Annotated in this window: 25 protein-coding genes; 10 read left to right on the forward strand and 15 right to left on the reverse strand. The window is 65.0% G+C overall.

Annotated features, from left to right (window positions below; translation table 11 throughout):
* Positions 1-136: 136 nt before the first annotated feature.
* Positions 137-1,588 carry a glutamate synthase subunit beta gene (locus FNV92_RS31410; RefSeq protein ID WP_143843183.1) on the forward strand — a complete coding sequence of 484 codons (1,452 nt, stop codon included), beginning with the start codon at positions 137-139 and terminating at the stop codon, positions 1,586-1,588.
* Between the two features lie 175 nt (positions 1,589-1,763).
* Here FNV92_RS31410 and FNV92_RS31415 read toward each other — a convergent pair whose 3' ends face one another.
* Positions 1,764-3,521, reverse strand: coding sequence for an outer membrane beta-barrel protein (locus tag FNV92_RS31415; protein WP_143843182.1), 1,758 nt, complete (start codon positions 3,519-3,521; stop codon positions 1,764-1,766).
* Positions 3,522-3,714: 193 nt separating this feature from the next.
* On the opposite strand from FNV92_RS31415, the gene FNV92_RS31420 reads away from it, so the two are divergent.
* Positions 3,715-4,722, forward strand: coding sequence for a KpsF/GutQ family sugar-phosphate isomerase (locus FNV92_RS31420; RefSeq protein WP_168213465.1), 1,008 nt, complete (start codon positions 3,715-3,717; stop codon positions 4,720-4,722).
* Positions 4,723-4,871: 149 nt separating this feature from the next.
* Here FNV92_RS31420 and FNV92_RS31425 read toward each other — a convergent pair whose 3' ends face one another.
* Complete coding sequence (locus tag FNV92_RS31425; RefSeq protein ID WP_143843180.1) at positions 4,872-5,423, reverse strand: carboxymuconolactone decarboxylase family protein; 552 nt, start codon at positions 5,421-5,423, stop codon at positions 4,872-4,874.
* 73 nt (positions 5,424-5,496) lie between these two features.
* Here FNV92_RS31425 and FNV92_RS31430 point away from each other — a divergent pair, with 73 nt between their 5' ends.
* Positions 5,497-5,817 carry a winged helix-turn-helix transcriptional regulator gene (locus FNV92_RS31430; protein ID WP_143843179.1) on the forward strand — a complete coding sequence of 107 codons (321 nt, stop codon included), beginning with the start codon at positions 5,497-5,499 and terminating at the stop codon, positions 5,815-5,817.
* A 34-nt stretch (positions 5,818-5,851) separates the two neighbouring features.
* On the opposite strand, the gene FNV92_RS31435 is transcribed toward FNV92_RS31430, so the two are convergent.
* From FNV92_RS31435 to hemH, 3 genes are all read right to left on the reverse strand, one after another.
* Positions 5,852-6,295, reverse strand: coding sequence for an NfeD family protein (locus FNV92_RS31435; RefSeq protein ID WP_143843178.1), 444 nt, complete (start codon positions 6,293-6,295; stop codon positions 5,852-5,854).
* A 52-nt stretch (positions 6,296-6,347) separates the two neighbouring features.
* Positions 6,348-7,349 (reverse strand): SPFH domain-containing protein, encoded by a 1,002-nt coding sequence (locus FNV92_RS31440; protein WP_015688766.1) that lies wholly within the window; start codon positions 7,347-7,349, stop codon positions 6,348-6,350.
* A gap of 225 nt (positions 7,350-7,574) precedes the next feature.
* Positions 7,575-8,612 (reverse strand): ferrochelatase, encoded by a 1,038-nt coding sequence (hemH, locus tag FNV92_RS31445; protein ID WP_143843177.1) that lies wholly within the window; start codon positions 8,610-8,612, stop codon positions 7,575-7,577.
* A gap of 79 nt (positions 8,613-8,691) precedes the next feature.
* On the opposite strand from hemH, the gene FNV92_RS31450 reads away from it, so the two are divergent.
* Both FNV92_RS31450 and FNV92_RS31455 read left to right on the forward strand, forming a co-directional pair.
* Entirely contained in the window at positions 8,692-9,090 is a 399-nt protein-coding gene (locus FNV92_RS31450; protein WP_015688768.1) for an MAPEG family protein, read from the forward strand.
* 105 nt (positions 9,091-9,195) lie between these two features.
* Complete coding sequence (locus tag FNV92_RS31455; RefSeq protein ID WP_143843176.1) at positions 9,196-9,939, forward strand: hypothetical protein; 744 nt, start codon at positions 9,196-9,198, stop codon at positions 9,937-9,939.
* Positions 9,940-10,033: 94 nt separating this feature from the next.
* Here the strand turns inward: FNV92_RS31455 and FNV92_RS31460 are convergent, their stop codons facing one another.
* Genes FNV92_RS31460 through FNV92_RS31470 form a run of 3 tightly spaced genes read right to left on the reverse strand, consistent with a single transcriptional unit; the run spans position 10,034 to position 13,868 of the window.
* A complete protein-coding gene (locus tag FNV92_RS31460) occupies positions 10,034-11,158 on the reverse strand; it encodes a nickel/cobalt transporter (RefSeq protein ID WP_143843175.1) in 1,125 nt (374 codons plus the stop codon).
* Complete coding sequence (locus FNV92_RS31465) at positions 11,149-11,787, reverse strand: DUF1007 family protein (RefSeq protein WP_143843174.1); 639 nt, start codon at positions 11,785-11,787, stop codon at positions 11,149-11,151. The genes FNV92_RS31460 and FNV92_RS31465 overlap by 10 nt, the downstream gene beginning before the upstream one ends.
* Positions 11,787-13,868, reverse strand: coding sequence for a M3 family metallopeptidase (locus FNV92_RS31470; protein ID WP_143843173.1), 2,082 nt, complete (start codon positions 13,866-13,868; stop codon positions 11,787-11,789). The genes FNV92_RS31465 and FNV92_RS31470 overlap by 1 nt, the downstream gene beginning before the upstream one ends.
* Before the next feature lie 137 nt (positions 13,869-14,005).
* Here FNV92_RS31470 and FNV92_RS31475 point away from each other — a divergent pair, with 137 nt between their 5' ends.
* The 5 genes from FNV92_RS31475 (at position 14,006) to FNV92_RS31495 (ending at position 18,841) form a co-directional block, all read left to right on the forward strand.
* A complete protein-coding gene (locus FNV92_RS31475) occupies positions 14,006-14,260 on the forward strand; it encodes a hypothetical protein (protein ID WP_143843172.1) in 255 nt (84 codons plus the stop codon).
* A 674-nt stretch (positions 14,261-14,934) separates the two neighbouring features.
* Positions 14,935-16,077 (forward strand): type III PLP-dependent enzyme, encoded by a 1,143-nt coding sequence (locus FNV92_RS31480; protein ID WP_015688774.1) that lies wholly within the window; start codon positions 14,935-14,937, stop codon positions 16,075-16,077.
* A gap of 132 nt (positions 16,078-16,209) precedes the next feature.
* Entirely contained in the window at positions 16,210-16,797 is a 588-nt protein-coding gene (locus FNV92_RS31485; protein ID WP_143843171.1) for a GNAT family N-acetyltransferase, read from the forward strand.
* A gap of 146 nt (positions 16,798-16,943) precedes the next feature.
* Entirely contained in the window at positions 16,944-17,333 is a 390-nt protein-coding gene (locus FNV92_RS31490) for a RidA family protein (RefSeq protein WP_143846161.1), read from the forward strand.
* Positions 17,334-17,398: 65 nt separating this feature from the next.
* The gene (locus FNV92_RS31495; RefSeq protein ID WP_015688777.1) at positions 17,399-18,841 is read left to right on the forward strand and encodes a homospermidine synthase; all 1,443 of its coding nucleotides are present in this window, start codon (positions 17,399-17,401) and stop codon (positions 18,839-18,841) included.
* Between the two features lie 152 nt (positions 18,842-18,993).
* Here FNV92_RS31495 and FNV92_RS31500 read toward each other — a convergent pair whose 3' ends face one another.
* From FNV92_RS31500 to FNV92_RS31530, 7 genes are all read right to left on the reverse strand, one after another.
* Positions 18,994-19,323: a hypothetical protein gene (locus FNV92_RS31500; RefSeq protein ID WP_168213789.1), complete on the reverse strand. Its 330-nt coding sequence runs from the start codon at positions 19,321-19,323 to the stop codon at positions 18,994-18,996.
* Positions 19,324-19,421: 98 nt separating this feature from the next.
* A complete protein-coding gene (locus FNV92_RS31505; RefSeq protein ID WP_015688779.1) occupies positions 19,422-20,138 on the reverse strand; it encodes an MgtC/SapB family protein in 717 nt (238 codons plus the stop codon).
* Positions 20,139-20,168: 30 nt separating this feature from the next.
* Positions 20,169-21,188, reverse strand: a complete 1,020-nt coding sequence (locus FNV92_RS31510) for a WD40 repeat domain-containing protein (RefSeq protein WP_168213788.1) — start codon at positions 21,186-21,188, stop codon at positions 20,169-20,171.
* On the reverse strand, positions 21,188-22,225 hold the full coding sequence (locus FNV92_RS31515) for a CobW family GTP-binding protein (protein ID WP_143843169.1): 1,038 nt from the start codon (positions 22,223-22,225) through the stop codon (positions 21,188-21,190). Before FNV92_RS31515 ends, FNV92_RS31510 begins: the two co-directional genes overlap by 1 nt.
* A gap of 53 nt (positions 22,226-22,278) precedes the next feature.
* The gene (locus FNV92_RS31520; protein WP_168213464.1) at positions 22,279-23,142 is read right to left on the reverse strand and encodes a metal ABC transporter substrate-binding protein; all 864 of its coding nucleotides are present in this window, start codon (positions 23,140-23,142) and stop codon (positions 22,279-22,281) included.
* Between the two features lie 5 nt (positions 23,143-23,147).
* Entirely contained in the window at positions 23,148-24,017 is an 870-nt protein-coding gene (locus FNV92_RS31525) for a metal ABC transporter permease (RefSeq protein WP_015688783.1), read from the reverse strand.
* Positions 24,018-24,023: 6 nt separating this feature from the next.
* Positions 24,024-24,779, reverse strand: coding sequence for a metal ABC transporter ATP-binding protein (locus FNV92_RS31530; protein ID WP_168213463.1), 756 nt, complete (start codon positions 24,777-24,779; stop codon positions 24,024-24,026).

Consider the following 24,779-nt stretch of genomic DNA (forward strand, 5'->3'; position numbering starts at 1 on the left):
GGAGGCGCGAAGCGCCGTCTCGAACCATGAGACCACCAGCCGGGCCTTCATCCTTCGAGACGCGCGTTCCGCGCTCCTCAGGATGAGGGTCTAGCTAGAGAGAAAACGAATTCAAGCGGCAGGGACTTCGGGTTTAATGGGCAAGATCACGGGTTTTCTGGAAATCGAACGGCATGACCGCAAGTACGCACCGGTCGCCGAGCGCGTGAAGCATTTTCACGAATTCGTCGTTCCACTCTCCGAGAAGGAAACGCGCGACCAGGCCGCGCGCTGCATGAATTGCGGCATTCCCTATTGCCACGGCACCGGCTCGGTCTCGCCGGGCACGCCGGGCTGCCCGGTCAACAACCAGATCCCCGATTTCAACGACCTCGTCTATCAGGGCAACTGGGAAGAAGCCTCGCGCAACCTGCACTCGACCAACAATTTCCCTGAATTCACCGGGCGCATCTGTCCGGCGCCATGCGAAGCGTCCTGCACACTCAACATCGACGACAACCCGGTCACCATCAAGACCATCGAATGCGCCATCGTCGACAGGGCCTGGGACAATGGCTGGCTGAAGCCTGAAATTGCCTCCCACAAGACCGGCAAGAAGGTCGCGGTGATCGGCGCGGGTCCGGCCGGCATGGCCTGCGCGCAGCAACTGGCGCGCGCCGGCCACGACGTGCATGTGTTCGAGAAGTACGCCAAGGCCGGCGGCCTGCTGCGTTACGGCATCCCTGATTTCAAGATGGAGAAGGGCGTCATCGACCGCCGCATCGCGCAGATGGAAGGCGAAGGCGTCACCTTCCACTACAACAGCCATGTCGGCGCTGAAGGCAATGTCGATCCGCGCGAGCTGCTCAACGCGTACGACGCCGTTGCGCTCACTGGCGGCGCCGAAGCCCCGCGCGACCTGCCGATCCCCGGCCGCGACCTCGCCGGGATCCATTACGCCATGGACTTCCTGCCGCAGCAGAACCGCCGCGTCTCCGAGGAACCGCTGGGCGGCGTCACCGAGATTCTGGCTGGCGGCAAGCATGTCGTCGTCATCGGCGGCGGCGACACCGGCTCAGATTGCATCGGCACCTCGCTGCGCCAGGGCGCGCTGTCGGTGACCCAGCTCGAGATCATGCCCGCACCGCCCGAGCACGAGAACAAGGGCCTGACATGGCCGAACTGGCCGCTGAAGATGCGCACCTCCTCCAGCCAGGCCGAAGGCGCCGTCCGCGAATTCGCCGTGCTGACCCAGAAGTTCTCCGGCGAGAACGGTCAGGTCAAGAAGCTGCACTGCGTCCGCGTCGACGACAAGTTCAAGCCGATTGCCGGCACCGAGTTCGTTCTCGACGCCGACCTCGTCCTGCTCGCGATGGGCTTCGTCCATCCCGTGCACGAGGGCCTCTTGAAGCTGCTCTCGGTCGAGCTCGACCCGCGCGGCAACGTCAAGGCCACCACGCTGGACTACCAGACCTCGCGTCCGAACGTGTTCTCGGCCGGCGACATGCGCCGCGGCCAGTCGCTGGTGGTGTGGGCGATCCGCGAGGGCCGGCTGTGCGCCCGGTCGATCGATACGTTCCTGATGGGGAAGACGGATCTGCCAAGGTAGGTGAGCCGTTACACTGTCATTCCGGGGCGCGCGAAGCGCGAGCCCGGAATCCATTCATCCACGGCCCTGAGGCCCGATGGATTCCGGGCTCGCGCCAAACGGCGCGCCCGGGAATGACGAGCGGAGAGAGCCGCGCCATCGCGCCTCTCTCACACCAAACGCACGCCAACAGACGTCAATTCTGCAGCCTCACCCCCAGCATCACCACCGTCCCTTGCGAGCTCGATCCCGCGACGTTCGAATCCAGGATATCGTGGCGCAGCGTGCCCTTGATCCAGATGTTGCGGTTCATCTTGTAGATCAGATTGCCTTCGAGCGAGTAGGTCTTGTCGTTGCGGTTCTGGCCTTGATAGTCGTAGGTGCCGTAGGTGAACTTGCCGACCGCGGTCAGCCAGCGGCGGAAGTCGTGATCGACCTCGGCGGCGTAGGTGTGCACCAGCACGCCGGAGGAGCCGGGGATCGTTGTCTCGGCGATCTGCGTGTCGGTTGAGAATTTTACCGTGGTGAGGCCGCTCGCGTTCCAGATCAGCGAGCCCGAGGTGAGGAAGCCCGCCAGCTGGCTGAGGCGCGGATCGACATAGTTGCGCGCGGAATAGCCGACCGAGACCTCGCCGATGAGGATGCGCGAGAACTCAAAGGACGAACCGATTTTGGCGTAGCCGCCGTTCGAATCGCGGAAGTAGCCGTTGCGGTCGGCGGCCTCGTCGTGGATTCGGGTGTCGCCCTGGATCTCGACGAACGGCTTCAGGCCCGGCTTGAGATCGTAGGAGAAGCGCCCGACGCCGCCATACTGGTTGAAGTCGCGGTCGTGGTTGTCGAAGACCGAGCCGTCGGTGAGTTTCGAATCCGTGTAGGCGGTTCGATCGATGGTGGCGCCGGCCGCGACCTGGAAGCGATTGAAGGTCTGGTCGAAGCCGACGGTGGTGCCATAGGTGGCGTAGATGGGATATTTCTGCAGGCCGGCCTGCACGTTCGGGCTGCCGGGATTATCGGTGGCGAGCCGCAGGCGCAGCTGCGAGGTCAGCTTGAGATCGCGGTCGACGTCGAGGCGGCCGTCGATGTGGCCGGTGAAGTCGGGGCGATCGATCTCGACCGGCGAGGGCGAAGCAGAGCCGTCGATCGTCGCCGGCATGTTGTTGGTGTAGCCCGAGAACGAGCCGCGCAGATCGGCGACCAGCGCGTGGCGCTCCCAGTCGGACACGACGAGGAGGTCTGGCGCAACGACATAGACCGGCGAGCCGACCGGCTTGTTGAGGCGCGCCGGATTGGTGTCATAGCCGGCGGAGAGCTCGAGCCCGCCCTTGATCAGGAAGCTGCCGGCGTAATCGCCGACCGCGCCGAACGGATCATTGTCAGCCTTGAGGCGGCGGCGCAGCGGCTGGCCAGGCACGGTGCCCGCCATCGCGGCCGGCACCGGCGCCTTGTTGGCGGAGGCGGATGGCGGCGGCGCGATCTTCGGCAGGCCGAGCGTCGACGGCTGCGGCTTCGTGGTCGGCAAAGGCGAGCCGGGACCGGCGCGCTTCGGCTTCGGCTGGCCGGGATAGAGCTTGGGCTGCTGCCGCTTACGGTTGAGCGAGTCGTATCCGGAGCTGCTGGCGCCATTGGCGGCAGGCAGGCCATAGGTCGGGACCTGATTGGTCGGGCTCTGGCCGACGCGTGAGCTCGCCGGCGTCTGCTGGCGCTTGCGCGGATCGGCATTGGGGTCGGGCGGCGTCGGCAGAGTGTCCGACGGCGCCTGCGGGACGCCTGCGGTGCGGCGCGTCGGCAGCGTGTCGGGCGAAGCGAAGCCGCCGCGGGTGGGATTGAAGAGGTCGGGGGTGAGGCTCTGGGCCGCCGCCGGCGCGTTTCCGAGGGCGGTCAGCACGAAGCACGGCAAGGCCGCGCGCAGGAAATGCGCGCGTTTGCTCCGGCCGGTGCCTGGAGACGACCCCACGATAGAATTACCCCAACGAAATCAGATACTTTCACGATCGTCCCCGCCGGCTGGCGGAGACCATCGTTAATGGAGTTAAAACAATTATGGTTAATGACCGGTTGAGGGTCCCGGAGGTCGCGTCGCCTCGCCCGCCCGGGCGTGCTAAGCAGGCGCCAACGGGCCACCGCCCCACCCTTCCTTGGACGAAAACATGCCGAGATCGAAACCGCTGATGACCCAATCATCCGGCTCCAACCCTGCCAGCGTCGAATCCGCGCTCCGCACGCTTGAGACGGAGAGCGGCGGCATCAACGCCCTCGCCGCCGCCCTGCGCGGCCCGCTGGGCGAGACCTTCGCCAAGGCGGTCGATCTGATCCGCAATGCCAAGGGCCGCGTCATCGTCACCGGGCTCGGCAAGTCCGGCCACATGGCACGCAAGATCGCGGCGACCCTGGCCTCGACCGGCACGCCGGCCTTCTTCGTCCACACCGCGGAGGCCGCCCATGGCGACCTCGGCATGATCACCACCGACGACGTCATCATGGCGCTGTCCTGGTCCGGCGAGCAGCCGGAGATGAAGACGCTCGTGAACTATTCGGCGCGCTTCGCGATCCCCATGATCGCGGTGACGTCCAGCGCGACGTCCTCGCTGGGCCAGGCCGCCGACCTCGTGATCGAGCTGCCGAAAGCGCGCGAGGCTTGCCCGCACAATCTGGCGCCGACCACGTCGACCATGATGCAAGTCGCCATCGGCGACGCCATCGCGATCGCGCTGCTCGAAGGCCGCGGCTTCACCGCGCTGGAGTTCGCGCACTTCCACCCCGGCGGCAAGCTGGGCGCGATGCTGAAATTCGTCCGCGACTACATGCGCACGGGCGCGGAGATTCCGGTCAAGCCGCTCGGCGCCGAGATGTCGGATGCGATCATGGAGATGTCGGCGAAGGGACTGGGCTGCGTCTGCATCGTCGATGATGCCGGCAAAATCGCAGGCATCATCACCGACGGCGATCTGCGCCGCAACATGCGGCCCGATTTGCTGACGGTGGCAGTCGACGACATCATGACGAAGCAGCCGAAAACCGTGCCGCCCTCGATGCTCGCCAGCGAGATGATCGAGGTGCTGAACACGCGCAAGATCACCACGCTGGTCGTAACGGAAGCGGACAAGGTGGTCGGTATCGTGCACTTGCACGATCTGCTGCGCGCGGGCGTGGCCTGATCGTCATCCCGGGGCATCGCAAAGCGATGAACCCGGGATCCATCGGGCCGCGGAGTTCTTCTCTCGATGGATTCCGGGCTCGCGCCAAGCGGCGCGCCCCGGAATGACAGCGAGGGTGAGGCGCTCCTCACATATGACGGCGGTTAGAGCTACGCCGGAAACCGCGCCGCAATCTGCTCCAGCGGCAGTCGCAGCCCGTTCGCCAGATACGACACCGTGCGATAGAAGCCGCACAGCAGCATGATCTCCAGAATCTGCGCCTCGTCGTAATGGTTCGCGAGCGCGGCGAATTCGGCGTCACTCAGCGTTGCAAGGTGATGCAGCGCATCCACGGCTGCGATCAGCGCCTGCTCGGCCAACGACCAGCACGGTGACGCCGCATCGCCCTCGACGGTCGCGCGGATCTCCTCGGCGGTGAGTTTCGCCGGGCCAGCGAAGATCGCAACGTGCACGCCCCATTCATACTCGCATCCGGTCAGCGCGCAGGTGCGGTCGATGACGATCTCACGCTGGCGCAGGGAGAGCGGACCGGGATCGAGCAGGCCGCCGGCGCGAAACTTGTCCCAGGCGCGGCTGTGGCCCGCCATCACCCGGAACAGCACCAGCGGTGGCGCGCCGCGCATGATGCGGTCGAATTGCGCTTGGATCCTCGGGGGATAAGGCGGCGTGAGCGGGGCAATGCGCGGCTCAGGCTGGGACATTCGCCGTCTCCATATGCTACAATTAATGTAGCATAGTGCTACACTATTTGTAGCATCGCGCAAGAGGGCCGGGATGACGAAACAGCCAGCATCAGGCAAGGTCCGTGGCTCGCGCACCGGGCGGCCGATCATGGCGCTGCTCGACCTGCTGGGCCGGCGCTGGAGCTTGCGTATCCTCTGGGAATTGCGTGACGCGCCCCTCACCTCGCGCGCACTGCGCACGGCCTGCGACGAGGCCTCACCGACGGTGCTGCAGGCGCGCCTGACGGAGTTGCGCGCGGCGGGGTTCGTGGAGCTGGGTGACGGCGGCGGCTATGGACTGACGCCGCTCGGGCGGGAATTGTGCGAGATGGTCATGCCGCTGCACCGGTTTGCGGAGAAGTGGCGGAGGTAGAGCTCGCTTCCCTGGAGGGGGAGGGTAAGAGCGACTACGCCGTAGCCACCGTCAAATTGACGCCGTCCACCTGCACCACCTTAACCCGCGTTCCGGCCGGCGTATCGGGACCGGCGACACGCCACACCGTGTCGCCGATGCGCATGGTGCCGTTGCCGTCGACGATCGGCTTCTCCAGCGTGAACTCGCGACCAAGCAGCGCTTCAGTGCGCTTGTTGAGGAAGGGGCTGGTGCTTGCATCCAGATTCGGCCGGGCGAGCCGGCGCCACACCGGTACCGCGGCGGCAGCGAATACCGCGAACATCACGAGCTGGATCTGCCAGGATATGACGACCGTGAACGAGATCAGGCCGACCAGCAGCGCGGCCAGCCCGAGCCAGAACAGGAAGATGCCCGGTGCCAGCACCTCCAGCGCCATCAGGATGAAGCCGAAGATCAGCCAGTTCCAGGTACCGAGCGATACGAACATGTCGGTCATGACGCGACCTCCGAGAATTGGCGCGTGCCCCTGGACGGGGCATGCGCTTGATTTATCCCTGCCGTGGCGGCACCACCGGCGGCGTAGCGCCGGTCGTCGGCACCGAACCGCGGCGTGCGGCCGCGGCGGCGGATGCCGCACTCTCGCCGAACGTCGCCTTGGCGATCTCGCCGATGCCGGCGAGCGAGCCGAGAATGCTGGTCGCCTCGATCGGAAGCATGATGATCTTCTGGTTCGGCGAGTCCGCCAATTGCCCGAACGCCTTGATATATTTGTCGGCGATGAAATAGTTCAGCGCCGCGACGTCGCCCTTGCTGATGGCGTCACTGACCATCTGCGTCGCCTTGGCCTCGGCCTCGGCAGACCGCTCGCGCGCCTCGGCGTCACGGAACGCGGCTTCCTTGCGGCCTTCGGCCTGGAGGATCTGGCCCTGCTTGGCGCCTTCGGCGCGCAGGATCTCGGACTGGCGCTGGCCTTCGGCGGCCAGGATGTCGGCGCGCTTGACCCGCTCGGCCTTCATCTGCCGGCCCATGGCCTCGACGAGGTCGGCGGGCGGCACGATGTCCTTGATCTCGATGCGGTTGACCTTGAGGCCCCAGGGCGACACCGCGGCATCGACGACGCGCAGCAGGCGCTCGTTGATCTCGTCGCGATGCGAAAGCACCTGGTCGAGATCCATCGCGCCCATCACCGAGCGGATGTTGGTCATGGTGAGGACGGTGATGGCCTGGGTCAGGTTGGAGACCTCATAGCTCGCCTTCGCGGCGTCGAACACCTGGTAGAAGGCGACGCCGTCCACCGTCACGGTGGCGTTGTCCTTGGTGATGACCTCCTGCTCGGGAATGTCGATCACCTGCTCCATCATGTTGATCTTGCGCCCGACGCGATCGAAATAGGGCACGATCAGATTGAGCCCGGGGCTCAGGGTCTGGGTGTATTTGCCGAACCGCTCGATGGTCCAGTCATAGCCCTGCGGCACCGTCTTCACGCCGGCGACCAGGGTGACGATGACGAGCAAAACCAGAACAATCGCGAAAATGTCGAAGCCGCTCATATATCCTCCAAGGCAGGAAAAGCCGTTTCCCGCGCTGTCATTGGTCGGGATCGCGACCTTACCGGTTCAGCGGTCGCCGGTAACGTCGGTATCAGCGTGATTCCGCACAAGACGTGCGGACAAGGACCGGTCGCGATTATGTATTTGCGAAAGGCTCTTGAAAGCGAGCAGACGCAAACCTAGCGGCAAAAGTTAAGATTTCGAGCCGTACCGCGCGGACGCCTCTCAAATCCAGCCCTGCAGCTCGCGCAGCACCAGGGTGCGGATGACGTCCATGCCGGGCTCGCTGTCGTTGAGGCAGGGGATCGCGGAAAACTGTTCGCCACCATTGTGCTTGAAGATCTCGGCGTTCTCCTGCGCGATCTCCTCCAGCGTCTCCAGGCAGTCGGCAGAGAAGCCGGGCGTCACCACGGCGATGCTTCGTACGCCTTCCTTGGCGAGGCGCTCCATGGTCTTGTCGGTGTAGGGCTGCAGCCACTCGTCGAAGCCGAAGCGCGATTGGAACGTCAGCAGCAGCTTGGTCTCGTCCATGCCGAGCCGGCGGCGCAGCGCCTGCGTCGTGGCGACGCACTGGCCCTGATAGGGATCGCCCTTGTCGACATAGGTTTTCGGCATGCCGTGGAAGGAGGCGACGATCAGCTCCGGCTTGAACGGCAGGCCCGCCAGATGCGTCTCGATCGAGGTGGCGAGCGCCTCGATATAGGCCTCGTCCTCGTAATAGGGCGGCGTCACCCGCAGCGTCGGCTGCGCGCGCAGGCGCGACAGCACGCGGAACACTTCGTCGCAGACTGTCGCCGAGGTCGGGGCGGAATATTGCGGATAGAGCGGGACGGCGAGGATGCGGTCGCACCCTTTCGCGATCAGCGCCTCGATGCGGGATTTGATCGAGGGATTGCCGTAGCGCATCGCCCAGTCCACCACGACGTGGTCGCGATCCGACAGCGCGGCCGCGAGCTTGTCGCTCTGCGAGCGCGTGATGGTCTTCAGCGGCGACTCGTTCTTCTCGGTGTTCCAGATCTTCAGATAGTCGCGCGCCTTGGCGCGGGGCCGGGTGCGCAGGATGATCCCGTTCAGCACCGCTTTCCAGATCAGGCCCTGATCCTCGATGACGCGGGCATCCGACAGAAATTCCTTCAAATAGACCCGCACGCCGGGCGCGTCGGCCGTATCGGGCGTGCCCAGGTTGACCAGAAGCACGCCGACCCGCGCCCGGCTGGACTGAAGGAGCGGCTGCGCTGTCTCGATGGGGGCTGCGGTCATCATGGTCCGTTGCGTCGCGCGTTGCACTGAACTTGTCAAGATTGGGCTGGTTTCGCTAGGGTCGCGTCGAGGGGGAGGAACTATGACGCTGGCAGAATGGTGCGTATTCGGGGCGCTGCTGCTCTATCTCCTAACGATCGCCTCGATCAAATGGATCAGATTTCGCTCATTCGACAATTCCCGGCCGCGTGACGCTGCCTTCTACCAAGACGCCCTCGCGCAGCGTGCGCTTGGCGCGCATCAGAACGGCATCGAGACCTTCCCCTTCTTTGCCTTCGCCGTGCTGCTCGCCGAGTTCAGGGATTCGCCGCAGCGGCTGATCGACGAACTGGCGGTGCTGTTTCTGATCGTACGGATCGCCTATGTGCTGACCTATCTCGGCAACCGCCCGACGCTGCGCTCCATCCTCTGGAGCATCGGTTTCGCGATCAACCTGGCGATCTTCCTGATGCCGCTGCTGCGCGGTTTTTGGCCGGGATAGAACTTAGGACTATTTTGCCGCAGCCGCGCTGGGCGCAAAGGGAGAGATCAAATCAACCGTCCTGACTGCGGAAAATCTTGCCTTGTCGGCAAGATCTTCCGACGCGTGGGCCGCCCCGAAAAGAATACGTTCAGTCTTATCAATTGCTTCCGCCTTGGCATAGCGATTGCTCCCGCTTTGGGCGCTGATGAAAGGAAGACTATGATTGGGAATGCGGCCAACGCCGGAAGCTATTTTCGTACTGCGCAATCGTATCAATCGAAGCCCGCTTTCACGCCGACCGATGCGGCGGCGACGGCCACCACGGATGAAGGTAAGGCAGGGGCGCATGCGAAGGGAGCAATCCCGGTTTCGGCGCTGACGAAACTTGATACGTCGGGGTTGATGGCCGTCTCACTCAAGGACAATCCCAGGATTCGTGACCAGATAGCGACGAATTGGCTGGACGCGCGGTCTGCTCAACAGACCCTTGACACGAGCGAACCGGACAACACCCCGCAGAACGCCTATGCGACCGTCAAGGTGGGAGGCAAGGTCGTTGCGACCGTTTACAACGGCGGCTCCGCAGAGATGACCATCGATACGATCGGAAAGGTCGGCTCGCTGCCGGATCCCGACCCGAACGGCGGTCCCGACGTGGCGCAGGCGCGCGCGGAATATATCGCAAAGGCCGTCGGAGGCACGATCGAGGCGTCCCCAACGGCGATCACGCAATCCGAATGGAAACAGCGCCCTGATGCTTCGAAGGGCTACAGCCGCGCGGAACTCGACGCGGCGTTCCAGGCGATCATGACGGGCGCTTCGATCTCGAACCGGTCTTCAGGAAGTTACGCAGACTTCAGCGCCTGAGGCTGCTGGCAATCCGGTCTACGGCGCCACCGCAACCGGATGCTGGCTTCGTGGCGTACCATGAGCGGGCTTGGACAAAAATGCCCAAGGCAGCTCAAAAGCACGTCGTCCGCTCGGCCGCGATGTAGCCGAACAGCAGGCCCGTACCGAACAGCAGCACGAGGGCGGCAGCGCCGAATTCGATACCGCGCATGAACAGCGCGCCGCTGCCGTCGCGGCCTGCGCTCAGGCGGGCGGCGATGTCCTTGGCGGAGACGGCGACGACCGCGATGGCCGCAACCGTGATCGCGGTGCCGAGCCCCATCAGGAAGGTCGCGGCGATGCCGGCCCAGAACAGCCCCTGGGCTAGCGCGAACACCAGCACCAGGATTGCGCCCGAGCAGGGGCGGATGCCGACGGTCAGGATCGCAGCGAAGCCACGCCGCCAGCCGCCGGGGCCGGCAAGCTCGCTTGGCGTGGGACCGTGGGAATGGCCGCAATGCTCGTCATGAAGGTGGCCGTGCGCGTCATCGTGATGCGCGTGGGCGTGACTGTGGTGATGGTGAGCATGATCATGATGATCGTGGGCATCGTGATGATGGTGATGGCCGTGATCATGATGGTCATGCGGCACGCCCGCGATCGCCGGCACCGGCTGCACGGCCTGGAGCGCGCGGATGAAAGTCCGGCCCTTGACCCAGACCAGCCGCAGGCCGAACAGCGCGATCAGGCCATAGCTCGCAATCTCGATGGCGCCTTCCGCCTTGCACATCGTCTTTGCGGTCGCGTTCAGCACCCAGGCCGAGATGCCGACGATGAGGATGGCGACCAGCGACTGCATCAGCGCCGAGGCAAACGACAGCGCGATGCCGCGCCGCGCGGTCTCGCGGTTGGCGACGAGATAGGAGGCAATTACCGCCTTGCCGTGGCCGGGCCCTGCGGCGTGGAAGATGCCATAGGCGAACGAGATGAACAGCAGCGTCCACACCGCTGAGCCGTCGGTCTTCGCGGCGCGGATGGTCGCGGACATCTGGCGATAGAATTCAGACTGTTTTGCGAGCAGCCAGCCGATGAAGCCACCGGCCTCGGGCTCGGCGGCCTGCACCGGACGCGGCGCGCCAAAGGGGTTTTGCGCGAGGAGATCATGGAGCGCGGCATCGGCCGCGGCCACAACCGCGACAACCGCAGCGCAGGCGAGCAGCCCGCGCGCGAGCGGGGAGAGGTGCGGCCTCAAGGGCAATCCACCGTGATCTTGTTGGCGAACATCATGCCAAAATTCGAGTTCTCGCCGTTCAGGAAGGTCTGCTCGTTGAGCTTCTGGGCGGTGGCGGAGCCGTCGCTGGGCCGATCGAGCTTCATCTGGCAGCCGGCGGGCGCGCCGACCAGCTTGACCGGATTGTCCTTGGCCATCTGGAAGTCGATGAAATAGGAGCGGTCGAACACTTCGAGCACCAGTTGCTTGGGCTTGACCGGGTTCTTCAGCGGCAGCGTGAAGTGCAGGGTCAGCACCGTGTCCTTGTAATCGAGGAAGTAGTCGACCGGCTCGTTAAAACGCTCCTTCTTGCCGTCGGCTCGCGCAAAGGTGAAGTAGGCGTATTCCTTCAGCGACTCGACATTGGTCTGCGCCAGCGGCCCCAGCTCCTCGCGCGTATAGGCGCCCTTGGTCTTGCTCTCGAGCCCCTGCACCGCATAGGCCGAGAACATGTCGTCAAAGGTCCAGGCGTGGCGCACCCCGGTGATGCTGCCGTCGGGCGCATAGACAAGCTCGCTGGTCGCGGTGATCCAGACATGCGGATGCGCGTGCGCCACGCTTGCCGCGAGCGTGAGGCCGGCGGCAAGCAGCAGTCCGAACAGGGCGCGCATGCCCATCAGGCCGCCTTCGGGGCGTCGAGCAGGCCGCGGCGGCGGAGCAGCGCGTCGGGCTCCGGCGGCCGGCCGCGGAAGGCCTCGTAGGCGGCCTCCGGATCGACCGATCCGCCGCTCGAATAGATGTCGTCGTGCAGGCGCTTGGCGACGGCGGGATCGAAGATGTTGCCGGCCTCCTCGAACGCGCCGAAGGCGTCGGCGTCCATCACCTCGGACCACATGTAGCTGTAATAGCCCGCGGCATAATGATCGCCGGAGAAGATGTGACCGAACTGGGTCGGCCGGTGCCGCATCGAGATCTCCTCGGGCATGCCGATCTTCTCCAGCTCCTTCTTCTCGAAGGCGCGGACATCCGCCGCCGCCGAGGCCGGCTGGGTGTGGAATTCGAGATCAACCAGCGCGGAGGAGACGAACTCGACGGTGGCAAAGCCCTGGTTGAATTTGCGCGCCGCGAGGAACCGCTGCAGCAGATCGTCAGGCAGCGGCTCGCCGGTCTGGTAGTGGCGGGCGAACTGCTGCAGCACCTCGGGTCGCTCCTGCCAGTGCTCGTAGAGCTGCGAGGGCAGCTCGACGAAATCGGTGAACACGGAGGTTCCCGACAGCGACGGATAGGTCACGTTGGAGAGCATGCCGTGCAGGCCGTGGCCGAATTCGTGGAACAAGGTCCGCGCATCGTCCGGCGACAGCAGCGAGAGCTCGCCGTCCGCGCCCTTGGCAAAGTTGCAGACGTTGATGATGAGCGGCGTGATTTCGCCGTCGAGCTTCTGCTGGTCGCGCAACGATGTCATCCAGGCACCGGAACGCTTCGACGGACGGGCATAGTAGTCACCGTAGAACAGCGCCTTGTGCTTGCCGTCCGGGCCCTTGACGTCCCAGACCCGCACGTCCGGGTGCCAGACGGGCACGTCCTTGCGTTCCTCGAAGGTGATGCCGAACAGCCGGGTGGCGCAATCGAAGGCCGCCGCAATCATGTTGTCGAGCGACAGGTAGGGCTTGATCGCGGCATCATCGAAATTGGCGCGCTGCAGGCGGAGCTTCTCGGCATAGAAGCGCCAGTCCCAGGGCGCGAGCTTGAAGTTGCCGCCCTCGGCCGTGATCAGCGCCTGCATCTCGTCGCGATCGGCGAGCGCCCGCGCCCGCGCCGGCTTCCAGACCCGCTCGAGCAGGCCGCGCACCGCATCAGGCGTCTTGGCCATGGAATCCTCGAGCCGGTAGGCCGCGAAGGTGGGGTAGCCCAGGAGCTTGGCGCTCTCCTCGCGCAGCTGCAGGATCTCGACGATGGTCGTGTTGTTGTCGTTGGAATTGCCGTTGTCGCCGCGCGCCGTAAACGCCTTGTAGACCTTCTCGCGCAGGTCACGCCGCGCCGAGCTCTTCAGGAACGGCTCGCTCGAGGAGCGCGACAGCGTCACGATGGCCTTGCCGGCCATGCCGCGCTCTTCCGCCGCAGCCTTGGCAGCGGCGACGAAGCTCTCCGGCAGACCCTGACGGTCGGCCTCGCCAAGCTCCATGAACCAGTCCTGCTCATCGCCGAGCAGATGATGGCTGAAGCCGGTGCCGAGCTGGGCGAGCTTCTCGTTGATTTCCGCCATGCGCTTCTTGGCCTCCTCCGAGAGGCCGGCGCCGGAGCGGTGGAAGCGGGTGTAGGTGCGCTCCAGCAGGCGAAGCTGCTCGGGAGCCAGACCCAGGTTGGCACGGTTCTCGTGCAGCTGGGCGATGCGGCCAAACAGCACGGCGTTCATCATGATCGGATTCCAGTGCCGTGCCATCCGCAAGGAAACCTCCTTGTCGATCTCCAGGATGGCGGGATTGGAATGCGACGAGACGAGGTCGTAGAAGACGGCCGCGACCTTGTTAAGCAGCTTGCCCGAGCGCTCCAGCGCCGTGATGGTGTTGGCGAAGTCGGCCGCGGCGGGATCGTTGGTGATCGCCGCGATCTCGGCGGAATGATCGGCGAAGGCCTGCTCAAAGGCCGGGAGGAAATGCTCCGGCTCGATCTCGTCGAAGGGCGGAGTCGCGAACGGCGTCACCCAGGCCTTCAGCAGCGGATTGGTCTCGGAGTCCGTAGTTTGGCGGGGTTCTGACATTGCAAGTCCCGGTTTTTGAGCTGATTTGTTGCGGCCAGCTATAGCACGCGATGGGGCTTTTTTGGGCCATTTGGCCTTGCTCCCGCCCGCCTTTTCGGGGAGATTGCGGCCCTCGAAGCCTAGGGATCCCTGAGCCCATGAACGCGCCCTCCTCATCCTCCCGTCAGATCGTCTGGCCGAGCGTCATCACTGTCATCAGCGCCGCCATCCTGATCGGCGCCGAAGTGTTCGGCGCCGCGTTTGCCGGCGGCTGGGCGCTCGCGATCCTGTTCGGGCTCGGCGACCAGGGCACGCACATCCTGCAGGCCGTGCTGTTCGCGCTCGGCGTGCTCGTGATGACGGCCTTCGTCCGCGCAGCTCAGCGCGTCGAGCCTTTCACGAAGCGCGGCTGACGCTTCCTCGCGCGCGTCAGACGCGCGCACGACACAGAAAACTTAACGCGCGTTCATCTTCCGCGTCGCTCGCGCAACACTGCGCAAGCAGATGTTAGGCAATTCCGTTCGCAGCCTAAAAAAATTCTTGCGAAGCGGAGTCAAAAGCCTTATGTGCGCTCTTGCCCAATTTCGCACGTGCCTGTGGTCGTGTGTCAGTCGGTAGGTATCCGGACAAGAGGCCGGACAGCCGCCAAGGGGTGAAGAAGCCGAGGGGCTCTTCGGAAGTGCGGAAGTCGAAAGACCCAGAAGTCTGAAGACTGAAAGCAAACCCGGAGCGTCCAGCATCTCTCTCAAAGAGATGCCTTGTCGAAGGTGACTTCACTTTTTGCAACCGTGACTGGCAGCCGGAGGCGAACCGGCGCACCCCGCTCTCAACGGGGGACGCGACTTAAAGCAACGACGGATCGGGCTTTTTTGGTCTCTACCGGCAGTCCAACGCCGGCGCGGGCTACTGAAAAGGCTTGTCCTTCATTGCCAGGTGTGCGGGCGGGAAATTCCCAACCAATCCACGGCAGCACAGTCTGATTTGAGTCTTTGGCTCGTCGCGCCTCCATCGCGCGATCTGGCCGGGGCGCTTATCCGACGACATTTTTTGAACGGATCCCCGTCGCTGGGCCGTTTGGGAGAGTGCTATGACCGAACGTATTCAGGAATTCCTGCGCAACCGCCGCAGCGAGGGCCAGGACACCGAGCCTTGCCTCGTGGTCGACCTCGAAGTCGTGCGCGACAATTACCAGACCTTTGCCAAGGCGCTGCCCGACAGCCGTGTGTTCTATGCCGTCAAGGCGAACCCGGCGCCGGAAGTGCTGTCCCTGCTCGCCTCCATGGGCTCCTGCTTCGACACCGCGACGGTCGCCGAAATCGAGATGGCGCTGGCCGCGGGTGCGACGCCCGACCGCATCTCATTCGGCAACACGATCAAGAAGGAGCGCGACATCGCGCGCGCCTTCGCGCTCGGCATTCGCCTGTTCGCGGTCGATTGCACCGCCGAGGTCGAGAAGATCGCCCGTGCGGCTCCCGGCGCCAAGGTGTTCTGCCGCATTCTCTATGACTGCGCCGGCGCCGAGTGGCCGCTGTCGCGCAAGTTCGGCTGCGACCCCGAGATGGCGGTCGATGTGCTCGACGCTGCCAAGCGCCTGGGCCTGGAGCCGTGCGGCATCTCGTTCCACGTCGGCTCGCAGCAGCGCAAGGTGAAGGCGTGGGACCGTGCGCTGGCGATGGCCTCGCAGGTGTTCCGCGACTGCGCCGAGCGCGGCATTAACCTGACCATGGTCAACATGGGCGGCGGCTTCCCGACCAAGTACCTGAAGGACGTGCCGCCGGTGGTGACCTACGGCCGCTCGATCTTCCGCGCGCTGCGCAAGCACTTTGGCAACCAGATTCCGGAGACCATCATCGAGCCCGGCCGCGGCATGGTGGGCAACGCCGGCATCATCGAATCCGAGGTCGTGCTCATCTCGAAGAAGAGCGACGAGGACGAGGTGCGCTGGGTCTACCTCGACATCGGCAAGTTCGGCGGTCTCGCCGAGACCATGGACGAGTCGATCCGCTACGCCATCCGCACCCCGCATGACGGTGCGGACATGACGCCGTGCGTGCTCGCGGGTCCGACCTGCGACAGCGCCGACGTGCTGTACGAGAAGAGCCCGTATCCGCTCCCCGTCACGCTCGAGATCGGCGACAAGCTGCTGATCGAAGGCACCGGCGCCTATACGTCGACCTACTCGTCGGTGGCGTTCAACGGCATCCCGCCGCTGAAGACGTACCACATCTAAGCAGCCTCTCTTTTCCGAGGCCTGACGAAACCGGGAGCCGGCTTGCCGGCTCCCTCCCTGACATTGCCATTCTGACGACGTCTTGGATCGGCGCGCTTCGCGCACGCCCGTTCAAGCGGGGACTGACGCGCCATGACTGCTTTTCGGAAGACACAGGTTACCCTCACCTCGAATGCCGCTCCGTTCGCGATCCGTGCGGAACGTGCTGCCGACGTCGCCGCCCGTGAAGCGCTGCTGGATGCCTGCTTTGGCGAGAACCGCCATGACCGAACCTGCCAGCGCCTGCGCGACGGACGTGCACCTGCCGCCGGCCTTGCGCTGTCGGCCGTGCGCGAGGGGACACTCGTGGGAACCGTGCGGCTGTGGCACGTCAGCGCCGGAGGCAGGCCCGCTCTGGTCCTCGGACCGCTGGCGGTAGACCCTGCCTGCCGCGAGCTCGGGATCGGCGCCGCGCTAATGCAACAAGCGCTGGCCGCCGCCCGGGCGCGCAGGCATGAAGCCGTGATCCTGCTCGGCGATGCCCCCTATTACGCCCGCTTCGGTTTCTCGCCCGAGAAGACCGGTGCATTGATGCTGCCCGGCCCGTTCGAGCGCGACCGCCTGCTGGCCATCGAATTCCAGGCCGGCACGCTCGATGGCGCCGAGGGGATGATCGTGCCGACCGGTGCGGCCCTGCCCAAACGGAGGGTAGTTCGTCCCCTCCAGGCGCGCGCGGCCTAAGACTTCGCCACGATGGCACCGGGCGAAGCCGCGTTGAGCGGCTTCGCCCGGTTGCGCCCGCGCCGAGCCCTGCTGCTTTGGGGTTGCGCCGGCCCGCAAATTGCTCGTAAACCCCACGAAATTCCCTTCAGTCGAGGCCCATGACCATGTCCCGCCGCCTGATTTCCACGGGCTCCCCGTTCGAGAAGACCGCCGGCTACAGCCGCGCCGTGATTGACGGCGACTTCGCCTTCGTCGCAGGAACCACCGGCTACGACTACGCGACCATGAGCATGCCGGCCGATGTCACCAGCCAGTCACGCAACTGCTTCAAGACCATCGAAGCGGCCCTGAAGGAGGGCGGATTCGAGATGGCCGACATCGTCCGCGTGACCTACTACCTCACCGACGCCAAGGATGCAGACACCCATTTCGCGGTCTGCGGCGAAGTCCTCGGCGAGATTCGCCCGGCCGCAACGCTTCTCGTCGTCTCGGCGCTGTACAAGCCCGAGATGAAGGTCGAGATCGAAGTCACCGCCAAGCGCCGCGGCATCTGACAAGCGCCGCAGCGCCTGATCCCCCTCACCCATTGTCTGCTAGCACGTTCCGGAGAAACCATCCCATGAGCCACCCCTCGCAGATCTACGCGAAGATCACTGGTCCCATCGTCATGGTCGGCTTCGGCTCCATCGGCAAAGGCACATTGCCGCTGATCGAGCGGCATCTCGATTACGACAAGTCGCGCGTCACCGTGATCGACCCCAAGGACGAGGGCCGCAAGGCGCATTGCGAGAAGCACAATGTCCGCTTCATCCAGAAGGCCGTGACCAGGGACAATTATCGCGAATTGCTGACCCCGCTGCTCACCGAAGGCGGCGGCCAGGGATTTTGCGTCAATCTCTCGGTCGACACCGGCTCGACCGACATCATGGAGCTCTGCAACGAACTCGGCGCTCTCTATATCGACACCGTCAACGAGCCCTGGCTGGGCTTCTATTTCGATGCGTCGAAGGGTCCGGAAGCGCGTTCCAACTACGCGCTTCGCGAAGCGACGCTGGCCGCCAAGAAGGCGCGTCCCGCCGGTTCGACGACGGCCGTCTCCTGCTGCGGCGCCAATCCCGGCATGGTCTCCTTCTTCGTCAAGCAGGCGCTGCTCAACGTTGCCGCCGATCTGAAGCTCAATGCTCCCAAGCCGAAGACCAAGGCCGAATGGGCGGACCTGATGCGGCAGGCGGGCATCAAGGGCATCCACATCGCCGAACGCGACACGCAGCGCTCCAAGAAGCCGAAAGAGCCTGACGTCTTCGTCAACACCTGGTCGGTGGAAGGCTTCCTGTCGGAAGGCGTGCAGCCGTCCGAGCTCGGCTGGGGCACCCATGAAAAATGGATGCCGGAGAATGCGCGCACCCACGAGGCCGGCTGCGGCGCCGCCATCTATCTGATGCAGCCCGGCGCGAACACGCGCGTGCGCACATGGTGCCCAACCCGCGGCGCGCAGTACGGCTTCCTCGTCACCCACAACGAATCGATCTCGATCGCCGACTACTTCACGGTACGCGACGCATCGGGCACCGCTGTCTACCGGCCGACCTGTCACTATGCCTATCACCCGGCTGACGATGCCGTGCTGTCGCTGCATGAGATGTTCGGCCGCGCCGCCAAGATGCAGGAGAAGCACCACATCCTCGACGAGAACGAGATCGTCGACGGCATCGACGAGCTCGGCGTGCTGCTGTTCGGCCACGACAACAATGCCTACTGGTACGGCTCGCAGCTCTCCATCGAAGAGACCCGCAAGCTAGCGCCCTATCAGAACGCCACCGGCCTGCAGGTGACCTCCGCCGTGCTCGGCGGCATGGTGTGGGCGCTGGAAAACCCGAACGAAGGCATCGTCGAAGCCGACGAGATGGATTTCGACCGGCTGCTGGAAATCCAGCTGCCCTATCTCGGTCCGGTCAAGGGCTTCTACACCGACTGGACGCCGCTGACGGATCGTCCGGGACTGTTTCCGGAAGATATCGATACGAGCGATCCCTGGCAGTTCCGGAATGTTCTGGTGCGGTGAGGGGTACGACGCACCCCACCTCACACTCCGCTGTCATGCCTCGCGAAGGCGAGGCATCCAGTACGCCGCGGCCTCTCCGTATCCACACACAGTCTCTGGGAGACTGGATCACCCGCTTTCGCGGGTGACAACACTATTTGTGCGGAGGCTTCCTACTTCTCCTTGATCGGCGGCGCGATCTTCTCCGCCGGAGCCGGCGGCAGTGCTGGCTGGGTGGCCGCGCCCTGCGTCTGCGGATCCGGGCGCGCGGGCTCGGGGGCTGGCGTGGTGGGCCGGTCGCCGCCGGGCTTGGCTTCGGCGGGCTTGTTCTGGTCCTCAGACGGAGTGCCCTGGAGCGGATGCGTTGCCTGCGCCATCTCCATCCGGCTCTCGGCACGGATCTGGGCGAGTGACATTACCGACACCGCAACGCCGGCTGCGAGCAGCGAACAGGCAATTGTCAGGTCGAATTTCAGTCTGCGCTTGTCATTCTGGCCGGGCATGTCGATCACCGCCTTTTCCGCGAGATCAACGAAGTCGCGCGGCTGCGGTTCCGCCACCCGCGAAGCGGGAACTCCCCGTTTGCGCGCCAACGCCGCGCTCAGTCGGTGGTGCTGACTTCCCAGGTGGCGTGGCGCACGCCCGGTAAATGCTGCAGATCGGTCGCCGCCGCGTTCAGCTCGTTCGGATCGACCGCGGTCGCGACCAGCTTGGCAACGATCTCCAGGATATCGTCGCCGATTTCGACGACTTCGATGTCAGCCACCTGATATTTCGCACCCTCGAGCTTCTCGACGAGCCGGTCGCGCATGTCGGGCAAGGCGTCAACCGCTACCGCGAGCTTGAAGTAATAGGTCGCTTCCGAGGTCTTCTCGTTCAGCGGGATGCGGTTGATGGCATTGACCAGCGGGCGGAGCATGGTGTTGCCGGCGATGACGAACACGGTGAGGGCCGCGGCCTGCGCGACCATGTCGGCCCCCGCACAGGAGCCGACCGCAGCCGAAGCCCACAGCGTCGCCGCGGTGTTGAGCCCGCGCACGTCCATGCCCTGCTTCATGATGACGCCGGCACCAAGGAAGCCGATGCCCGAGACGACGTAGGAGATCACCCGGACCGCACCGTCGGAGCCGGTCAGATGCATGGCGAGATCGACGAACGCGGCGGCGCCGACCGCGACCAGCACGTTGGTGCGCAGGCCCGCGGTGCGCTGGCGATACTGCCGCTCGGCGCCGATCAACGTACCCAGCACGAAGGCCGTGAACAGGCTGACCAGCGTGTCGGCGAAATCAGCAATCTGGAAGGTCGTCAGAAACCGCATGGCCCCCTATACGGTCAGAACGATGACAGATTAAAGCTCCAGCAGGCCGCCATCCCCATTTTCGTCGGCAAAGGCCAGCAGCGTCCCCTTGGCATTCCAGGCGAGCGCGGCAACCGGCGGGGTACCGTTGCGGCGGACCAGGATCTCCGCGCCGTCTTCCAGTCGCACCATCAGTACGGTGCCGTCGCTGTAGCCGGCGGCGAGGATGTCGTTCTTCGGATGGCAGGCGACCACGGACACGCGCGCCTGAAGCGGCGCCAGCATCGCGGGCTCCTTGCCCATCGGGCCGTCCTTGCTGGCAAACGGCCAGACGATGACGGTGTCGGCGCCCGAGGTCGCCAGACCCTTGCCGCCTGCGCTCCAGGACATCGAGCGGACGCGGCCGGGATAGCCGGTCATACGCATGTGCCTGTTGTCGGCGAGGCGCCAGCCGTGCAGCGCCGACTCGTGCATGGTGGTGACCAGAAATTTGTTGTCGGGGCTGAAGGTGACGCCGAGATGCGACCCCGCCCAGGGCAGGAATTCAGCCGAGTCCGCCATGTTGGGAAACCACAGCGTCGCGCCGTTGTAATGGGCGATCGCGAGGCGCAGCCCCTTGGGCGCGAACGCAAGGCCGCCGACGGTGGAGGGCACCTCAAGCGACTTCTCCTCGGCCTTGCCGCTCTTCACGGTCGCGGTCTTGCCGGCCGACCAGGCAAAAGCGCCGTCCGGATGCAGCGCCACCGCGTCGATCCAGCGCCGCTTCGGGTCGGTGGCAAGCAATGTCACCTCGCCGTTGGCGTCGAGCGACACGACCTTACCGTCGTCGCCGCCCATGATGAGGCGCTTGCCGTCGGAGGCAGCGGAGAGAATGCCGCCGTTATGCACGGCAACCTTGGTGATCTCTCCCTTGGCATCGACGAACGCGACGTTCTCCTCGGCGCCGACAAAGGCGGCGCGAGGCCCAAGGAAATGCGCTGAGGTCACGCCCATGCCCAGCGTGACCGGCTTGACGCGGTCGGTGACGGAAACGATCGAGGCTGAATCCGGGGCCGGCGTAAACTCTTTCATCACGAGACGATACAGCTCTCGAAGCCCTTGCGAATGAGATCTTCGGGCAATTCGCGACCGATGAAGACGAGGCGGCTCTGGCGCGGCTCGTCGTCCTTCCACTTCCGCTGGTGGTCACCCTCCAGCATCATGTGAACGCCCTGGAAGACGTAGCGGTCGTCGTCGTCGTGGAAGGCGAGGATGCCCTTCGAGCGCAGGATCTTGCCGCCCTCGACCTGCACCAGGTTCTGGAGCCAGGGCATGAACACGTTCGGATCGAGCGGTTTGTCGGATTTAAGCGACAGCGACTGCATGTCCTCGTCGTGATAGTGCTTCAGGCCGTGGCCGTGATCATGGTGATGGTGGTCGTGGCCGTGATGATCATGGTCGTGGTCATGATCGTCGGCCTCCAGGAAATCCGGTTCGATCTCCAGAATGCGGTCGAGGTCGAATGCGCCGCGGTCGAGCACGTCGGCCAGCGCCACCGAGCAGCGCTCGGTGCGATGCAGCTTGGCATAGGGGTTGATGGCGCGGATGCGGGCCTCGACCTCGGCAAGCTCGGCTTTGGTGACGAGATCGGTCTTGTTGAGCACGATGACGTCGGCAAAGGCGATCTGGTTCTTGGCTTCGGGCGCATCCTTCAGCCGGTCTGATAGCCATTTGGCATCGGCGACCGTGACGACCGCGTCGAGCCGGGCGTTCTTCTGCACGTCCTCATCGACGAAGAAGGTCTGGGCGACGGGCGCCGGATCGGCGAGCCCCGTGGTCTCGACGATGATGGCGTCGAACTTGCCCTTGCGCTTCATCAAGCCGTCCATGATGCGCACGAGATCGCCGCGCACGGTGCAGCAGATGCAACCATTGTTCATCTCGAACACTTCCTCATCGGCGCCGATGATGAGGTCGTTGTCGATGCCGATCTCGCCGAATTCGTTGACGATGACGGCGTATTTCTTGCCGTGGTTTTCCGACAGGATGCGGTTGAGCAGCGTGGTCTTGCCGGCACCGAGATAGCCGGTCAGGACGGTCACGGGAATTTTCTGGGACGCTTCAGACATAACAACTCCGGACATAGGGCTTCCGCGCGACGCGAGGCGGGGTGGCCCCTGCCCTAGTGGTCAAGCGCGCTGGTCAGGGCCTTTATATTGTGCCTGACCATATCAATGTAAGTGGGTGCAGGCCCCTTTTCACCCGTCAAACCGTCCGAAATCAGGGTCCCGCCGACCTTTGCCCCGGTCTCGGCCGCAATCCGCCGGATCAGCCGGTCGTCACTGATATTCTCCAGGAATACCGCCGGGATCCTCGCGGCCTTGATCTGGCCGATGATACCAGCGATGTCCCGTGCGCTGGGCTCGGTTTCAGTGGAAACGCCCAGGGGGGCGATGAACTGGACGCCGTATTCGGAGGCGAAATAGCCGAAGGCGTCGTGGGTCGAGATCACCTTGCGCCGCTCAGGCGGGGGTTTGGCCACGGCCTCGCGGACCTCGCGGTCGAGCGCGTCGAGCTTGTCCAGATAGGCCCTGGCCCGGGCGCGGAAGACATCCGCATCGTCAGGATCGGCCGCGACCAGCGCTTTGGCGATGTCGGTGACGTAGACTTTGGCGTTGGGAACGGACTGCCAGGCGTGGGGATCTGCAGCCGAACCGAGCTTCAGGGGCGTGATCCCGGCGCTCGCGGTCACCACCTGCGCCTTGGCTCCGGAGGATTGCACGAGTCGCGGCAGCCAGCCTTCGAGGCCGAGCCCATTGACGATGACGAGCTTTGCGTCCGCGATCCGCTTCGCATCGCTGGGCGCCGGCGTGTAGACATGGACGTCGCTATCGGGGCCGACCAGCGTCGTCACGTTGACCCGGTCGCCGCCAACAGTGCGGACGAAATCGCCGAGGATGGAGAAGCTGGCGACGACGTGGAGCCGTTCCGCGGCGCGCAGCGGCGAAGCGACCAGGAGCAAGGCGAGGAGCACGAGGACCCGCATCGCTGTCAGGCCTCCAGATGCCGGCCGGGAAACAACTGGCGGACGATGCCGCCGACGCGGCCGAACAGGACCGAGACGATGTAGAGCACGGTCGCCACCAGGATGATCGCAGGGCCGGAGGGCACGCGGGTCTGGAACGACAGCACGAGGCCGGCATAGCCGGAGACGGCGGCGGCGACCACCGCGATGCAGATCATCATTGTGAGATCGCGCGACCAGAATCGCGCGATGCCGGCCGGCAGGATCATCAGGCCGACCGCCAGCAACGTGCCGAGCGCCTGAAAGCCGTTGACGAGGTTGATGACGACGAGCGCGAGGAAGGCGAGATGCGCTGGGCCGCCGGCGCGGCTCACGGTCCGCAGGAATAGCGGATCCACGCTCTCGATCACGAGCGGACGGTAGATCACCGCGAGCACCAGCAGCGTCACGGTGGCATTGAAGGCCACCACCAGCAGGGTCTGGTCGTCCATCGCGAGGATGTTGCCGAACAACACGTGCAACAGGTCGATATTGGTGCCTTTGATCGACACGATGGTCACGCCGAGCGCCAGCGAGGCCAAGTAGAAGGTCGCCAGCGATGCGTCCTCCTTCAGCCCGGTCGAGCGCGCGACCACGCCGGCGAGGATCGCCACCGCAAAGCCGGCGATCAGGCCGCCGGCCGTCATCGCGAACAGATTGAGCCCGGAGAGCAGGAAGCCAACGGCCGCACCGGGCAGTATCGCATGCGCCATGGCGTCGCCGACGAGGCTCATCCGCCGCAGCATCAGGAACACGCCGATCGGCGCGCCGGCGAGCGACAGCGCGATGACCGCGGCGAGCGCACGCCGCATGAACTCGAATTCGGTGAACGGACCGATCAGCGCGTCATAAACCATCTGACGTCACGCCGCCTGCGAGCGGGCGTCGTCGGCCGCGCAGGCCGCGGCGCTGTCGTCGAAGGCTTCGCACATCCGCATCGCGACCATCAGGTTCTCCGGCGTCAGCACCTCCGCCGTCGGTCCCCAGGCGACGGGGCCGCGTGCCAGCACCAGGGTCTCGCTGAAATGGGTGCGCACCATCTCCATGTCGTGCAATGCGGCGAGCACGGTGCGGCCCTCGCCGTGCCAGTGCTTGACCAGCGCGAGCAGGTCGGTCGTAGTCTTGCTGTCGATGGCGTTGAAAGGCTCGTCGAGCACGATCAGGCGAGCATCCTGAAGCAGCACGCGCGCAAACAGAACTCGCTGCATCTGCCCGCCCGAGAGCGTGCCGAGGGGACGGTTCTCGAAGCCGTTGAGGCCGACGGAAGCGATCGCGCGGAGGATCTTGTCACGCGCGGCCTTGCCGATGCCGCCGAACAGGCCGGTCGCCCGCCACAGCCCGGTCGCGACGAAATCGAACACCGAGATGGGAAAGCTGCGATCGATCTCCGCGCTCTGCGGCAGATAGGCGATGTCGCGGGAGTCGAGCCCGCCGAGATGGATGCTGCCGTCGAGCGGCCGGAGGATGCCGACGATACCGCGCAGCAGCGTCGACTTGCCGGCCCCGTTCGGACCGATCACGGCGACCAGCGCGCCGGAGGCGACCTCGCCATTGAGGTGGTGCACGGCCGGATGCCGGTCGTAGCCGAGCGTGACGTTGTGGAAATGCACGGCCGCCAT

It is taken from the genome of Bradyrhizobium cosmicum (assembly GCF_007290395.2).
Taxonomy (GTDB): Bacteria; Pseudomonadota; Alphaproteobacteria; order Rhizobiales; family Xanthobacteraceae; genus Bradyrhizobium; species Bradyrhizobium cosmicum.